Raw genomic sequence first — 13004 nt, 5'->3', positions numbered from 1 at the left:
GACGAGATCATGATGACCCGTATTTTCGCCGCTGCCGCTCTGGCTCTTGGCCTCTCCGCCGGCGCATCCGCGCTGGAGGGCGACGCCCATGCGCCGGAAAAGCACGAATGGGAACACAACGGCCCGTTCGGCACTTATGACGACCACGCCGTCCAGCGCGGCTTCCAGATCTACCAGGAAGTCTGTGCCTCCTGTCACTCCATGGACCTGATGCGCTTCCGCAATCTGGGCCAGCGGGGCGGTCCGTTCGAGGCCGAGGGTTTCCCGAACCCGAACGACAACCCGGTCGTGATGCAGATTGCCGCCAGCTATCAGGTCCAGGACGGACCGAATGATGATGGTGACATGTTCATGCGCCCCGGCCTGCCGTCCGACGCCTTCCCGGCGCCGTTCGAGAACGAACAGCAGGCGCGCGTGTCCAATGGCGGTGCCTATCCGCCGGACCTGTCCCTGATCGTCAAGGCGCGCGGTGGTGGTGCCGATTACATCCGCTCGCTGCTGCTGGGCTATGAGGAAGCGCCGGAAGACGCTCACCTGTCGCCGGGCCAGTACTACAACGCCTATTTCGAAGGCGGCGCCATCGCGATGGCGCCCCCGCTCGCGGAAGGCATTGTGAGCTATGCCGACGGCACGGAAGCCACGGTCGAGCAGATGGCGGAAGATGTTGTCACCTTCCTGACCTGGGCCGGTGACCCGCACATGGAAGCCCGCAAGCAAATGGGCATCATGGTGCTGATGTACCTCTTCATCTTCGCGATCCTGGTCTATCTGGCCTACCGCCAGATCTGGGCGAACGTGAAGCACTAAGCGTGGCTTCACCGACGCGATGGATTACAGGAACCGCCGGCGCGCTCGCGCTGGCGGTTTTTGCTTGCGGGATATCCGGGGCGCAAACACTGGACCCGCAGACACTCCTGCCGGGCTGGTGGGGCTGGGTCCCGATGGCGGATGATCCCGAGGACGTGGCGGGGACCTGCGAAAACCAGCCCATGCGTATCTGGTTCAGCGAGGATGGCGAGCGGTATAATTCGGCCTGGGTGGATGAGGACGGGAGCGAGCATGTGTCCACGTCCCGGATCCTGCGCCGCTTGCCTTCGACCGAAACGACAGCCGGTTTCCTGATCCAGTATGACGGGGAAGAACGCCTCGATGATCAGGGCAATCCGGTCGCTTGGTATCTGTTCATGACGGGTCCGACGCGTTTTGTCTGGGTCCGCGAAGACTGGGTCCCCAATGGCGGGACGACACGGCCTTTGGAGCGGTGTGACGGCAGTATCGTGTCATGACGCAGTGGAAGCTCGGCATTATCGGCGGGTCCGGCCTCTATGCCCTGGACGGGCTCGAGGCGGTCCGAAGCGAGGCTGTGACCACGCCCTGGGGGGCGCCCTCCGCGCCGCTGACCCTAGGCCGGCTCAACGGAACCGATCTGGTTTTCCTGCCGCGCCATGGTGCGGGTCATCCGATCCCGCCATCCGACATTCCCTTCCGCGCCAATATCGCGGCGCTGAAAATGGCGGGCTGTACGGACATCCTGTCGATCTCCGCCTGCGGCTCCCTGCGCGAGCATCTCGCGCCCGGCCATTTCGTTCTGGTGGACCAGTATGTCGACCGCACGGTGAGCCGTGAGCGCTCTTTCTTCGGTCCGGGCTGTGTCGCCCATGTGCCCCTTGCGCGGCCCGTTTGTGGCCGTCTGAGCGGCCTGGCGGCGGATGCGGCTGAGGCCGAGGGCATCCCGACCCAGCGCGGTGGTACCTATCTGGTGATGGAGGGGCCGCAATTTTCCACCCGTGCCGAGAGTGAGCTCTATCGTCAATGGGGGATGGATGTGATCGGCATGACCAACATGCCCGAAGCCCGGCTCGCCCGCGAAGCCGAGCTGCCCTATGCCTCCGTGGCCATGGTGACCGATTATGACTGCTGGTACGACGAAGCCGGTGAGGTCGATGTCGCCGAAGTCCTCCGGGTCATGCAGGGCAATACGGTGAAGGCCAAGGCCATGCTGACGCGCCTGACCGGCCGTCTGGCCTCCCTGCAACGGACCCCGTCGCCGGACGGGATCGAGCGCGTGCTGGACACGGCGCTCATCACGGCCCCGTCGGCCCGCGACCCGCAAATCCTGGCCGATCTGGACGTGATCGCCGGACGGGTTCTCTGACGCGACTGGACGCCGGGCCCGCGCCGCGCCAAGATTGCCCGCATGACACATGGGCGCTCTGATCTTTTTCTGGCCTGTCTTGTCCTGCCGCTTCTCCTGCTGGCAGCAGGTCCGGCCTTTGCGCGCAGTGATGAAATCCGTTTTTCGCCGCTCGACGAGACCCGCTACGACGTATCACGAGAAAGCGTGGTCCAGCTTCTGTGTTCGGACGGGGAGGGGGAGGCCTTCCATCTCAGCCGGGCCGTCGCCCTGGCCTACCAGCCCGCCGGGGCCGATTTCGACATCCTTCTGGCAACCCGGCACGGTGTCACCGGTCCGAACGGGTTCCGCCAGTGCCGGGTCCGGGGCGTGCCGGTGGAGATTGGCGAAATCCTGCAGATCGATGCCGGTCAGCCGGGCCGGTTCGACAGCTCCCAATTCAGCCAGGATTGGGCCATTCTGGTCACCCGCGGCCGCCTGCCGGGCAGCCTGCCGCGCCTGCGCGTCCTGGACTCCGATGCGGACATGGACGGCCGGCTCACTTTCCTGCGGCGACCGGTGGAGCAAGCGCCCTGCGGTCTGGCGCAGGCCCCGGATTATCTCGCCGACCCCAGTCTCATCCTGCATGATTGCGCCCGCCGGCCGGGCCTGTCCGGCACGCCCCTGGTCACCCAGATCGGGGATGAGCCCTATATCGTGGCGCTGCATGTCGGCCATTATCTCTTCCTCGATGGCGAGCGCCGCGAGTACGGCGTGGCACGCCGGGTGAGCGATGATTTCCTCGAGGCGCTCCATGCCGTGCTGGATCGCGCGGAGATTGGCCGCCGCTGACCCCTTTTCCCCTTCCGCGGCCTCGTCCATAAAGACCGCAGGTGGATGGAGAGGACGACATGCTTCTGGAGCTTGCCGCAGGGTCTTTGCTGGCCGCAGCGCAACCGCAATTCACACCGCCCCGCCCGGCGGTGGAGTGTGCCGAATTCCTGACAGACTGGCGCGCCCGCCACTCCTGCCTGCGCGACCTGCTGTCCGATGCCGAGGACGCCCTGTCCGACGCCGCGGACGGCGCTCGCGAGGAGGCCCGGTTGATTGATGAGGACACGGCCGGCCAGTTCCGCGCCGAAGCCCAGTTCGATACCGCTCAGTCGGCCTGGATCGCCTATCGGGATGCCGAGTGTGACCGGCGTGTCGCCCTGATGTTCATCTCCGAACAGTCCCGCGAGGAGATCGGCCTCGACTGCCGCATCAGCCTGACCCGCGACCGCGCCCGCGAATTGCGGGAAGAATAGCGTGGCGCGGCCGGTCCTCCATATCGGAAACAAGCGCTATTCCAGCTGGTCCTTGCGGGCCTGGCTGGTCCTGCGCAAGGCCGGGATCGCGTTCGACGAGGCCATGGTTCCGCTGCACGGCGCGGATCTCAAACAGCGCCTGTCCGCGCTGTCGCCGGGTCATACCGTGCCGGTGCTGGAATGGCAGGGCGGCGTGTTCTGGGATTCCCTGGCGATTGCCGAATGGGCCGCGGAACACACGCCCGCCCTGTGGCCGGAAGACCGGCAACAGCGTGCGATGGCCCGGTCCGCCGTTGCCAAAATGCATTCGGGTTTCTTTGCGCTCCGCGACCAGTGCGGGATGGATCTGGGCCGCACGCCCAAGGCCATCGGACTGAATGAGGCGACGCGGGCGGATATCGCCGCCGTGCAGGCCTTGTGGAATGATGTTGCCAGTGTGGACGGTCCCTTCCTGTTCGGTCCCTGGACCATTGCTGATGCCTTCTTCACCCCGGTGGCAGACCGGTTCCGGGCCTATGACATACCCTTGCATGCGTCGGCGCAGACCTATTGTGATGCCCTTTTGAGCGATAAAGACTTCCTTGACTGGCGTGCGGATGCGCTGTTGGAGCGCATGCCCTATCCCGGCATAACGGACGAATGAGCCCCGCAGGATGACTGACATGGACCTGAAAAAAGCCATCCGGACCATTCCGGACTACCCCAAGCCGGGCATCATGTTCCGCGATGTCACCACGCTGATCGGGGATGCCCGCGCCTTCCGCGTGGCGGTTGATCGCATGGTCCAGCCCTGGGCCGGTGCCAAGATCGACCAGGTCGCCGGCACCGAGGCCCGTGGCTTCATCCTGGGCGGCGCCGTGGCGCACCAGCTCTCCGTCGGCTTCATCCCGGTCCGCAAGCGCGGCAAGCTCCCGCACCGGACCCTGATCGAGGAATACGAGCTGGAATACGGCCAGGACGCGATCGAGATCCATGTCGATGCCGTCACCGAAGGAGACCGGGTCCTCCTGGTCGATGACCTCATCGCCACAGGCGGTACCGCCGAAGCCTCGATCAAACTCCTGCAGCGTGCCGGCGCCACCGTGGTCGGCGCCGCCTTCGTCATCGACCTGCCCGATCTGGGCGGTGCCAAACGGATCGAGGCGCTGGGCGTCCCGGTCTCCAGCCTGATCGCCTACGAAGGCGAGTAACCGGAAGGGGCGGGACCATGTTTGTCGGACATTACGGACCTGCCCTCGCCGGCAAGGCGATCGCCCGCTCGGTCCCGCTGTGGGCGCTGGTCTTCGCCGTTCAACTCGTCGATGTGGCTTGGGGCGTCTTTGTCGCCAACGGGATCGAACATGTCCGGATCGTCCCCGGTTTCACGGCCTCCAATGCGCTCGACCTCTATGACATGCCGCTCACCCATTCCCTGCCGGCCGCCCTGGCCTGGGCAGCGGGGGCCGGCCTGATCTATGCGATCTGGGCGCCGCGGGAAAAAGTCCGTGGTGGTCTCGTCATCGCCCTGGCGGTCTTCTCACACTGGGTGACGGACCTTTTGGTGCATGTGCCCGATCTGCCGCTCTGGCCGGGTGGCCCGGTCGTCGGGCTCGGCCTGTGGGACAATTACTGGCTTGCCCTGGCGCTTGAAATGGGAGTGCTGGCGGCCGGATTTGCGGTCTATCTGCGCGTTACCGAACCCAAGGGCCTGGTCGGACGCATCTGGCCGTGGGTGTTTGTGGCCCTGCTGGTTGCAGCCCAGCAGCTCAATCACACCATGCCTCCGCCGGAGCGCGTGGCGCAGCTGGGCTATACGGCCACCGCGACTTTCATCCTGATCACCGGGCTCGCCGCCCTGTGCGACCTGACCCGCCGGCCGCGCGCCGCCTAGTCAGTGATCCGTTCCGGCCGGTCCGGCACATCCTGGCGCATGATTTTCAGCCAGAACTGGGAATCAAAAGCGTGTCCGGGCACTTCCTCGACCCGCAATCCGCGTGCCTGGCATTCCGCCTCGATCCAGGCGAAGGAGTGGCGGACAATGCCGGGCGTATTGGATTCATGGCTCGTCCCGACCCAGGTCTCACCCCAGTATTCCTCGTCCTCGGTCCGCGGTGGCAGATAGGAGACCAGGAAGACGCCAGTTTCGACCGTATTGCGGACGAACCCGTCCAGCATGGTGCGGATGTGGTGTTTGGCGCAATGCGTCCAGATCGATCCGGCCAGGAAGAAATCGAATTTGTCGTCGAACACATCCGTGTTGAAATCGGCGTTGAAGTCGAAGCGAGGCTGTTTGTGCTCCAGCATGTCGCGCGGGAAAAGCGCCTCGGCACTCCAGCGCACACGCCCGCTATGCGGTTCGATTCCGGCATAACCCTGGGGGGCCAGAAGCCGGATCAGCCAGTAGGCGACCCGCAAAGGGCCCATGCCGATTTCCAGGACTTTGGACTCCGGCGACAGGCCCTCACGCAAGAGTGAAATGATCTGCCGGCGGCCGCCCTCATCAAAGGTTTTCGTCGGGACGCCCAGAAATCCATGCTCGTCAGCCAGCAGTTCGCCTTTTCGTTGGACGTCGGACATTGGATTTCCTTTTCGGGCAACCGGATTTCGGGGCTATTGGCCTGTGGTTGAACGTGTATTTCTTTATGAGGGACGCTAAAGTACCGCCCGTTTGCGACCAAGGGCGTTCGACATGGCGATGAGTTTGCAGGACCGGTTCCCCGGCGTGCATTTCTACAATCCTGCCCTGACGGAAGTTCAGGATGATGTGGAGATCGGTGAGGGTAGCCGGATCGGCTCCATGACCATCCTGCATGAGGGGGCCCGGATCGGTCGTGGTGTCACGATCGGATCGCACTGCAATATTTGTCATTGCGAAATCGGCGATGAGGTGTCGATCCAGACCGGGTGCCACATCACACGGGGCGTGGTGATTGAAGCCGGTGTGTTCATCGGGCCGGGTGTTGTGACTCTCAATGACAAGCTGAAATCCGGTCCCATGTCCTATCCGAGAATTGGGGAGAAGGCCCGCATCGGGGGCGGCAGCACCATCCTGCCCGGCGTCCAGGTCGGCCCGGGCGCCCTGGTCGGGGCTGGCAGTGTTGTGGTCCGTGATGTCGCCGCCAACACCACTGTGCTGGGCAATCCGGCCCGGGCCGTGTCGTGATCCGGCTCATGCCGCTGCCGAAGAGACCGATGCCTTGACCGACCTCATCATCAATCTGGCGCCCACTGGAATGATCCCGACCCAGGCGATGAACCCCGCCGTTCCGGTGACACCGGAGGAGATCATCGCGGATTGCTGCCGGTGCGCGGATCTGGGGGCAGCCATCCTGCATGTCCATGCCCGGGATGAAGACGGCCGGCCGACCCATTCGCGGGAGGTCTATGGTCGTATCATCGGGGGCATCCGAGACCGGCATCCGGACGTGATCATCTGCGCCTCCCTGAGCGGCCGGGATGTGCAGGAACTCGAGAAACGCGCGGATCCGCTCTTTCTGGAGGGCGATCTGAAACCCGACATGGGCAGCCTGACCCTGTCCTCCCTCAACTTCACGGCCACGGCCAGTGTGAATGCGCCCGATATCATCAAAGGGCTGGCCGGTATCATGAAGGATCGGGGCATCCGGCCGGAACTGGAAGCCTTCGATACCGGCATGCTGAATTATGCCGGCTATCTGATCGACAAGGGCATTCTGGATCCGGGCGGATATGTGAATCTCCTGCTCGGGAATATCGCTTCGGCCCAGCTGGAACCGGCGCATTTCGCCGCCCTCAAGTCCGCCCTGCCACACGGGGCGCTGTGGGCTGTCGGCGGCTTGGGGCGCAGCCAGTTGCGCGCCAACATGCTGGGCATACTCTATGCTGACGGGGTCCGGATCGGACTGGAGGATGATCTCTGGCTCGACGACGCCCGCACCCGGCCCGCCAGCAATCCGGCCATGGTGGAACGGATTGTCGAACAGGCGGAGCTGTTCGGTCGCAAGCCTGCCGACCCGGTCCAGGTCCGCGAACAACTCGGATTGGAGCGCTAGGCCGCATGCCCAGACGTCCCCTTCGCATCCTGCTGACCAACAACACGCTGGGGCCGCGCAGCGGAACGGAACTCTATGTCCGCGACTTGGCGCTGGAACTGGCGCGACTGGGACATTTTCCCGTCGCCTACAGTCCGCGCCTGGGAGACGTCGCCGAGGAGTTGCGCGCGGCGACCATTCCGGTCATCGATGATCTGAACAATCTGTCGCGTCCGCCCGACATCATTCACGGCCAACACCATCACGAGACGCTGACCGCCCTTCTGCACTTCCCCTTCACGCCGGCCATCCAGGTCTGCCATGGCTGGGCGCCTCCGCAGGAAGCGCCGGTGGCCTATCCCACCATCATGACCCATGTCGCGGTTGATGATCTGTGCCGGGAACGCCTGCTGACCGAGGGCGGGATCGACGAGGACCGGGTGGAGACACTCTACAATTTCGTCGACATGAAACGCTTCCATCGTGTCCGCGAGCCGCGCTCCCTGCCCAAACGGGCGCTGGTTTTCACCAATTATACCCGCGAGATTCCGGCGGCGATCCGGGAGGCGTGCGAGGAATTCGGCATCGAGGTGCTGGACATTGCCGGCATTCCCTCCGGTCGCATCCTGAAGAAGCCGGAAGAGGTGCTGACCAGCTATGATCTGGTCTTTGCGAAAGCCCGCGCGGCCATGGAAGCCATGGCGTCCGGCTGTGCGGTGATCCTGACCCACAAGGATGGCTTGGGTGGTCTGGTGACGCCCGAGCGGCTTGAAACCCTGCGCCGTCTGAATTTCGGCGCGCGGACCATGCAGGGCCTGCCGCTGACGGTGGCGAATGTCCGCGCAGAACTGGATCGCTACAAGGCCGAGGATGTCGCCCTGGTAACCGACTGGGTCCGCGAGTCCGCGACGCTGTCGGGCGCGGCGCAGTCCTGGGTGGATGTCTATGACCGTGCCATCAAACGCTGGCGGACCGAAGAGACGCAGGTTTCAGCGACGGACCGTCTGACCGCGGCGGGCAATTACCTGCAATCCATCGCCGAGCTGGTGAAGGCTTCCACGGAGAACTTCAATCAGCGGCGGGTGGCCGAGCATGCCCTGAAAATGGCCCAGGCCCGGCTGGGCAAGCTGGAGGCGGAAAACGCCGCGCTGCGAAAGGCCACGGGCGATCCGGACAGTTGACCCGCGAATCGGCCGGCACCCGAAAGGGCACCGGCCGATGGTGATACGGATCAGTCCGTGATCAGGTCCCGCACATGCTGGGTCATGGTCTCCAGCGAGGGCTGGTGGATATACATCATGTGACCGGCTTCATAATATTCGAAGCGGACCCGGTCCTGCACGAAGCCGGGCTGGTTGAACATCAGCTCGGCGGCGAAGAAGGGCGTTGCCAGGTCGTAATAGCCCTGGGCCACCAGCACTTCGAGGTCCGAATTCTGGCGCATGGCGCGGGCAATCCACGGCGCGACATTGATGTAGTTGTTATTGCCGGACCGGCCGGCATCCCAGTTCCAGCCGCGCACGCCGCCAATCGTGGAATAATACTCCGTGATGTCGACGCCGAGCGTGCGGCCGAAATAGTCCAGCATGGACGCGGTATAGCTGCCATCAATGCCGTAGAAGCTCGGATCGGTCTCCGGGCTCTCGCCGACACCATCCACCTCGACACCGGTATAGCGGCTGTCCAGACGGCCCACCGACAGGCCCTCATCCCGGCGCAGTTCGCGCTGGAACCGGCGCAGGGTGACGCGCATGTTGGCGCGTTCGAGAAAGTCCTCGGACAGGCCGGTGAAGCGCGACAGGTCGGCAATGACCCGGGCTTCGCGATCGGCCGGCAGGGCCACACCATGCATCAGGGCCGGCATGTATTCCTCGACCGCGAATTCACGGGCATCGTCCAGGAAGGCCTCGATGTCATTGTTCCAGGCGGAGCGGTCGACCTTGCCGTGATACCAGGCCGTGGCGGCAAAGCCCGGCATCAGGCCGACATAGCCGATATCATTGCCGTCCGACGTGTCGTCATAGCGGAAGTCCAGCACGGTGGAGATCAGCGCGACGCCATTGATGGCGACATCGGTGAACCCGCCTTCCAGCTGGTTCAGCAGCGAGCCGATGCGCAGCGTGCCATAGCTTTCGCCGAGCAGGTATTTCGGAGAATTCCAGCGCTCGTTTTCCGACAGCCAGATGCGGATGAACTGGGCCAGGCTTTCAGCGTCCTCGTTGACGCCCCAGAAGTCATCGCCCGAGCTTTCACCCAAGGCGCGGCTCCAGCCCGTGCCGACCGGGTCAACGAAGACGAGATCGGCGACATCGAGGATGGAATAGACATTCTCGACCACATCATAGGGGGCCGCGCCATCATCGCCGACATCCGGCAGGACGAGACGCTGCGGGCCGAACACGCCCATGTGCAGCCACAGGCTGGCCGAACCGGGGCCGCCATTGAAGACGAAGGCGACGGGGCGCGTGCGCGGGTCGGATGTGCCGTCCGCGATATAGGTCGTGGAGAAGATGGAGGCGGTCGGATTGCCGTCCTCGTCGCGCAGATAGGTTTCTCCGGCTATGGCACGATAGCGGATACGCTCGCCATTGACGGTCACCTGGCCCCGGCTCTCATAGACGCGCCGTTCCGAGGCGCTGTCCGTGTCCTGGGCGAAGGCGGGAAGGGTGAGGCTGACGGCGGCAAGCGCCGCGGCAAACAGGCGGATCATGTGCAACTCCCCAAACTGGTGCGGGCCGGAGAGTAGGGGGGTGAGCGGGGCGGGGAAAGACCATGTCTGCAGACCGCCGGTTTCCGCGCAATTATCTTGGGTCCGGCCCCCGAAATGCGCTAAGGGCAGCGCCATGAATTACCGCCACGCTTTTCACGCCGGCAATTTTGCCGATGTCCTCAAGCACTGCGTCCTCGCGCTGTGCCTGGAACACCTCAAATCCAAACCGAAACCTTTCCGGGTGATCGATACGCATGCCGGGATCGGGGGCTATGACCTGACTTCCGACGCGGCCCAGCGCTCGCCGGAATGGAAGGACGGGATCGGCCGGCTCCTCGACGCGGACCTGCCGGAAGAGGCCGCCGACGCGCTGGGGCCCTATCTGGACCTGGTGCGCGAGCTCAATCCGGACGGAATGAAACAGTATCCGGGCTCACCGGAAATTTCCGCCCGCCTGTCGCGCAAGGATGACCGCATCCATTTGTGCGAGCTGCACGAGGCCGATGCCGTCACGCTGGACACCCGCTATCGCCGCGATGCGCGTGTGAAAGTGGAGCGCCGCGACGGCTACAAGGCGCTCAAATCCCTGCTGCCGCCGAAAGAAAAGCGTGGCCTGGTCCTGATCGACCCGCCCTTCGAGGACCGGGACGAGCTGGCGCACATGGCCGAGGCCGTGATCGGGTCCTTCGGGCAATGGCCGACTGGCACCTATATCTTCTGGCGCTCCTTGAAAAACCTTTGGGCCGCCGACCGGTTCGACAATGGTCTGGCCGAATGGCTGATCTCCGAGAAGGGCCTGGAACCGGAGAAAGTCCTGCGTGCCGATCTGTGGATCCGCGACCTGGCCAGCGAGGGCAAGCTTGCCGGTGCTGGTGTGGTGGTCGTCAATCCGCCCTTCACGCTGGAAGACAAGCTGGTGAAGCTGCTGCCCTGGCTGGCGGACACACTGGCCCAGGGGGATGGCTATGGCTGGCGCGTCGATGGCGGGCTGACCGATGAAGACCTGGAAGACATCGACGCCGAGTAGGAGCCGTCCCGTGAGCCTGAAATACGCGATTTATGACGTCTTCACCGACACGGCGATGGCGGGTAATCCGCTCGCTGTCGTGTTTGGCGCCGATGAGCTGGACACGATGGCGATGCAGGCCATTGCGGGCGAGTTCAATCTGTCCGAGACGGTTTTCATCACAGAGCCCAAGGGCCGCGATGCCGATTACGGCCTGCGCATTTTCACACCCGTCGATGAACTGCCCTTCGCCGGCCATCCGACGGTCGGCGCGACCGTTGCCCTGACACTGGCCAGTGGCGCCGGTGAGGGCGAGCGCCGGCGCTTCGTGCTGGAGGAAACGGTCGGCGATGTCACGGCGGATGGCCGGGTCAATGGCCCGCGCTCAGGCTCGGCCCGCTTCTTCGCACCCAGACTGCCCGAACAGGTCGGGGAATTGCCGGAATTCGGGGCCATCGCCGATGCACTGGACATCATGCCCGGTGATCTCATGGATACGTCCATCCAGGGCGGTATCTGGTCGGCGGGCGTGCCCTTCGCCATCGTGCCGGTGCGCGACGCGGATGTACTGGCCGATATCAGGATCGATCTGGCGGCCTTTGAGACCGCCTTCGGCGGCGACGCGCCGGTTTGTGCCTATGTGGTCGCCAAGGCGAGCTCGACCGAGCACACGACCGACTGGCGGGTGCGCATGTTCGGTCCCAATCTGGGCATTGCCGAGGATCCGGCCACTGGTGGCGCAGCAGCGGCCTTTGCCGGCCTGCTTGCGGAACAGACCGGCTTGGGTGAGGGCGAGCACGGCGTGTCGCTGTTCCAGGGTGTCGAGATGGGCCGGCCCAGCCTGATCCGCCTGCGTCTGCGCATGGAGGGCGGCAAGCTGGCCGATCTCATGCTCGGCGGGGATGCGGTGAAGATCGCCGAAGGCGAGCTGCTGGCGATCCCCGGCGCGGACGCTCAGTAGGCGTCGTCAGCCCCGTCCCAGAAAGGATACCAGGGCGGCATGTCTTCGGAGACGCGCATCGGGAAATCCGGATCGCGCTTTTCCAGGAAGGACATCACGCCCTCCTTGGCATCCGGCCCCATGCCGGCATGCAGAATGCCCTTGGTCTCAACCCGGTGCGCCTGCATCGGACTGTTCTCCGTCAGCATGCGCCAGGCCATCTGCCGCATCAGGGAGACGGAGACGGGGGAGCATTTCTCGACGATGAGACGGGCGCGTTCGCGGGCCTCGGGCAGGAGATCCTCGGCCGGCAGAACCCGCGCCACCAGCCCGTTTTCAAACGCTTCGGCGGCGGTGAAAGTCCGACCTGTCAGCCCCCAGTCCATGGCGGTGGAAATGCCCACGACGCGCGGCAGGAACCAGCTGGCGCAGCCATCCCAGACGATGCCGCGCTTGGCGAAGGGATAGGCAAACTTCGCTTCCATCGACGCCAGGCGGATGTCCATGGGCAGGATCATCGTGGCCCCGATCCCCACGGCGGCGCCGTTGATGGCGCCGATCACGGGTTTCGCACTCTGCCAGATGCGCAGATTGACGCGGCCGCCGCGGTCCCGCCATTTGGGGTCATTATCGTCGAAGGTGCCGCTCTGGGTTTCGTCGGCCACCCGGTTGAACGTATCGGCACCGGTGGACAGGTCGGCCCCCGCACAGAAGGCTGGAGGCTCGCCGGTGACGATGACCGCCCGGACCTCGTCATCCGCATCGGCCGCATCGAAGGCCGCGATGATTTCATCACCCATTTCCAGGGTGAACGCATTCAGCCGGTGCGGCCGGTTCAGCGTGATGGTGGCCACGTGGTCCTCGACCGCGTAGCGGATGGTTTCAAACGACATGTCGACTCCCGCTTTTTTGCCAGAATGACGGCAACGAGTGAGGCCG

16 protein-coding genes are annotated in these 13004 nt (G+C 64.5%); 13 read left to right on the top strand and 3 right to left on the bottom strand.

The features are described 5' to 3' along the window. The first annotated feature begins 9 nt into the window (after positions 1-9). The 8 genes from FCS99_RS09380 to FCS99_RS09345 are packed head-to-tail and all read left to right on the top strand — an operon-like array spanning position 10 to position 5290. Positions 10-807 carry a cytochrome c1 gene (locus tag FCS99_RS09380; protein ID WP_233352729.1) on the top strand — a complete coding sequence of 266 codons (798 nt, stop codon included), beginning with the start codon at positions 10-12 and terminating at the stop codon, positions 805-807. 2 nt (positions 808-809) lie between these two features. After that, positions 810-1286, top strand: coding sequence for a hypothetical protein (locus tag FCS99_RS09375; protein ID WP_138511846.1), 477 nt, complete (start codon positions 810-812; stop codon positions 1284-1286). Further along, positions 1283-2155 carry an S-methyl-5'-thioadenosine phosphorylase gene (locus FCS99_RS09370; protein WP_138511844.1) on the top strand — a complete coding sequence of 291 codons (873 nt, stop codon included), beginning with the start codon at positions 1283-1285 and terminating at the stop codon, positions 2153-2155. The genes FCS99_RS09375 and FCS99_RS09370 overlap by 4 nt, the downstream gene beginning before the upstream one ends. Before the next feature lie 42 nt (positions 2156-2197). Next, on the top strand, positions 2198-2965 hold the full coding sequence (locus FCS99_RS09365) for a trypsin-like serine peptidase (RefSeq protein ID WP_138511842.1): 768 nt from the start codon (positions 2198-2200) through the stop codon (positions 2963-2965). 59 nt (positions 2966-3024) lie between these two features. Beyond that, complete coding sequence (locus FCS99_RS09360) at positions 3025-3420, top strand: lysozyme inhibitor LprI family protein (RefSeq protein ID WP_138511840.1); 396 nt, start codon at positions 3025-3027, stop codon at positions 3418-3420. Position 3421: 1 nt separating this feature from the next. Further along, the gene (locus tag FCS99_RS09355; protein ID WP_138511838.1) at positions 3422-4063 is read left to right on the top strand and encodes a glutathione S-transferase family protein; all 642 of its coding nucleotides are present in this window, start codon (positions 3422-3424) and stop codon (positions 4061-4063) included. A gap of 10 nt (positions 4064-4073) precedes the next feature. Next, positions 4074-4610: an adenine phosphoribosyltransferase gene (locus FCS99_RS09350; protein WP_138511836.1), complete on the top strand. Its 537-nt coding sequence runs from the start codon at positions 4074-4076 to the stop codon at positions 4608-4610. A gap of 17 nt (positions 4611-4627) precedes the next feature. After that, positions 4628-5290 (top strand): hypothetical protein, encoded by a 663-nt coding sequence (locus tag FCS99_RS09345; protein WP_138511834.1) that lies wholly within the window; start codon positions 4628-4630, stop codon positions 5288-5290. Here the strand turns inward: FCS99_RS09345 and FCS99_RS09340 are convergent. Then, the gene (locus tag FCS99_RS09340; RefSeq protein ID WP_138511832.1) at positions 5287-5976 is read right to left on the bottom strand and encodes a hypothetical protein; all 690 of its coding nucleotides are present in this window, start codon (positions 5974-5976) and stop codon (positions 5287-5289) included. The two genes, FCS99_RS09345 and FCS99_RS09340, sit on opposite strands and share 4 nt — an antisense overlap. Before the next feature lie 112 nt (positions 5977-6088). Between FCS99_RS09340 and FCS99_RS09335 the strand changes: the two genes are divergently transcribed. The 3 genes from FCS99_RS09335 to FCS99_RS09325 are packed head-to-tail and all read left to right on the top strand — an operon-like array spanning position 6089 to position 8590. Next, a complete protein-coding gene (locus tag FCS99_RS09335) occupies positions 6089-6562 on the top strand; it encodes an acyltransferase (RefSeq protein ID WP_138511830.1) in 474 nt (157 codons plus the stop codon). 34 nt (positions 6563-6596) lie between these two features. Then, positions 6597-7430 carry a BKACE family enzyme gene (locus FCS99_RS09330; protein ID WP_233352727.1) on the top strand — a complete coding sequence of 278 codons (834 nt, stop codon included), beginning with the start codon at positions 6597-6599 and terminating at the stop codon, positions 7428-7430. Between the two features lie 5 nt (positions 7431-7435). After that, entirely contained in the window at positions 7436-8590 is a 1155-nt protein-coding gene (locus tag FCS99_RS09325) for a glycosyltransferase (RefSeq protein WP_138511826.1), read from the top strand. Between the two features lie 50 nt (positions 8591-8640). On the opposite strand, the gene FCS99_RS09320 is transcribed toward FCS99_RS09325, so the two are convergent. Beyond that, on the bottom strand, positions 8641-10119 hold the full coding sequence (locus tag FCS99_RS09320; protein ID WP_138511824.1) for a S10 family peptidase: 1479 nt from the start codon (positions 10117-10119) through the stop codon (positions 8641-8643). A 133-nt stretch (positions 10120-10252) separates the two neighbouring features. Here FCS99_RS09320 and FCS99_RS09315 point away from each other — a divergent pair, with 133 nt between their 5' ends. Together FCS99_RS09315 and FCS99_RS09310 are read left to right on the top strand one after the other, a co-directional pair. Next, positions 10253-11146, top strand: coding sequence for a 23S rRNA (adenine(2030)-N(6))-methyltransferase RlmJ (locus tag FCS99_RS09315; RefSeq protein WP_138511823.1), 894 nt, complete (start codon positions 10253-10255; stop codon positions 11144-11146). A gap of 10 nt (positions 11147-11156) precedes the next feature. After that, the gene (locus tag FCS99_RS09310; protein ID WP_171036318.1) at positions 11157-12086 is read left to right on the top strand and encodes a PhzF family phenazine biosynthesis protein; all 930 of its coding nucleotides are present in this window, start codon (positions 11157-11159) and stop codon (positions 12084-12086) included. On the opposite strand, the gene FCS99_RS09305 is transcribed toward FCS99_RS09310, so the two are convergent. Beyond that, positions 12080-12958: an enoyl-CoA hydratase-related protein gene (locus FCS99_RS09305; protein WP_138511817.1), complete on the bottom strand. Its 879-nt coding sequence runs from the start codon at positions 12956-12958 to the stop codon at positions 12080-12082. The two genes, FCS99_RS09310 and FCS99_RS09305, sit on opposite strands and share 7 nt — an antisense overlap. Positions 12959-13004: the final 46 nt, after the last annotated feature.

The sequence above is a fragment of the Maricaulis alexandrii genome (assembly GCF_005871165.1).
In the GTDB taxonomy this organism is placed as follows: domain Bacteria; phylum Pseudomonadota; class Alphaproteobacteria; order Caulobacterales; family Maricaulaceae; genus Maricaulis; species Maricaulis alexandrii.
Note: the sequence above shows the minus strand (reverse complement) of the source record. Positions and strands in the feature narration are given on the sequence as shown.

What these genes read in the sequence shown, in the direction of transcription:
- FCS99_RS09380 (WP_233352729.1), top strand. Translation starts at nt 10, where the DNA reads ATGATGACCCGTATTTTCGCCGCTGCCGCTCTGGCTCTTGGCCTCTCC.
- FCS99_RS09370 (WP_138511844.1), top strand. Translation starts at nt 1,283, where the DNA reads ATGACGCAGTGGAAGCTCGGCATTATCGGCGGGTCCGGCCTCTATGCC.
- FCS99_RS09365 (WP_138511842.1), top strand. Translation starts at nt 2,198, where the DNA reads ATGACACATGGGCGCTCTGATCTTTTTCTGGCCTGTCTTGTCCTGCCG.
- FCS99_RS09360 (WP_138511840.1), top strand. Translation starts at nt 3,025, where the DNA reads ATGCTTCTGGAGCTTGCCGCAGGGTCTTTGCTGGCCGCAGCGCAACCG.
- FCS99_RS09350 (WP_138511836.1), top strand. Translation starts at nt 4,074, where the DNA reads ATGACTGACATGGACCTGAAAAAAGCCATCCGGACCATTCCGGACTAC.
- FCS99_RS09345 (WP_138511834.1), top strand. Translation starts at nt 4,628, where the DNA reads ATGTTTGTCGGACATTACGGACCTGCCCTCGCCGGCAAGGCGATCGCC.
- FCS99_RS09340 (WP_138511832.1), bottom strand. Translation starts at nt 5,976, where the DNA reads ATGTCCGACGTCCAACGAAAAGGCGAACTGCTGGCTGACGAGCATGGA.
- FCS99_RS09335 (WP_138511830.1), top strand. Translation starts at nt 6,089, where the DNA reads ATGGCGATGAGTTTGCAGGACCGGTTCCCCGGCGTGCATTTCTACAAT.
- FCS99_RS09325 (WP_138511826.1), top strand. Translation starts at nt 7,436, where the DNA reads ATGCCCAGACGTCCCCTTCGCATCCTGCTGACCAACAACACGCTGGGG.
- FCS99_RS09320 (WP_138511824.1), bottom strand. Translation starts at nt 10,119, where the DNA reads ATGATCCGCCTGTTTGCCGCGGCGCTTGCCGCCGTCAGCCTCACCCTT.
- FCS99_RS09315 (WP_138511823.1), top strand. Translation starts at nt 10,253, where the DNA reads ATGAATTACCGCCACGCTTTTCACGCCGGCAATTTTGCCGATGTCCTC.
- FCS99_RS09305 (WP_138511817.1), bottom strand. Translation starts at nt 12,958, where the DNA reads ATGTCGTTTGAAACCATCCGCTACGCGGTCGAGGACCACGTGGCCACC.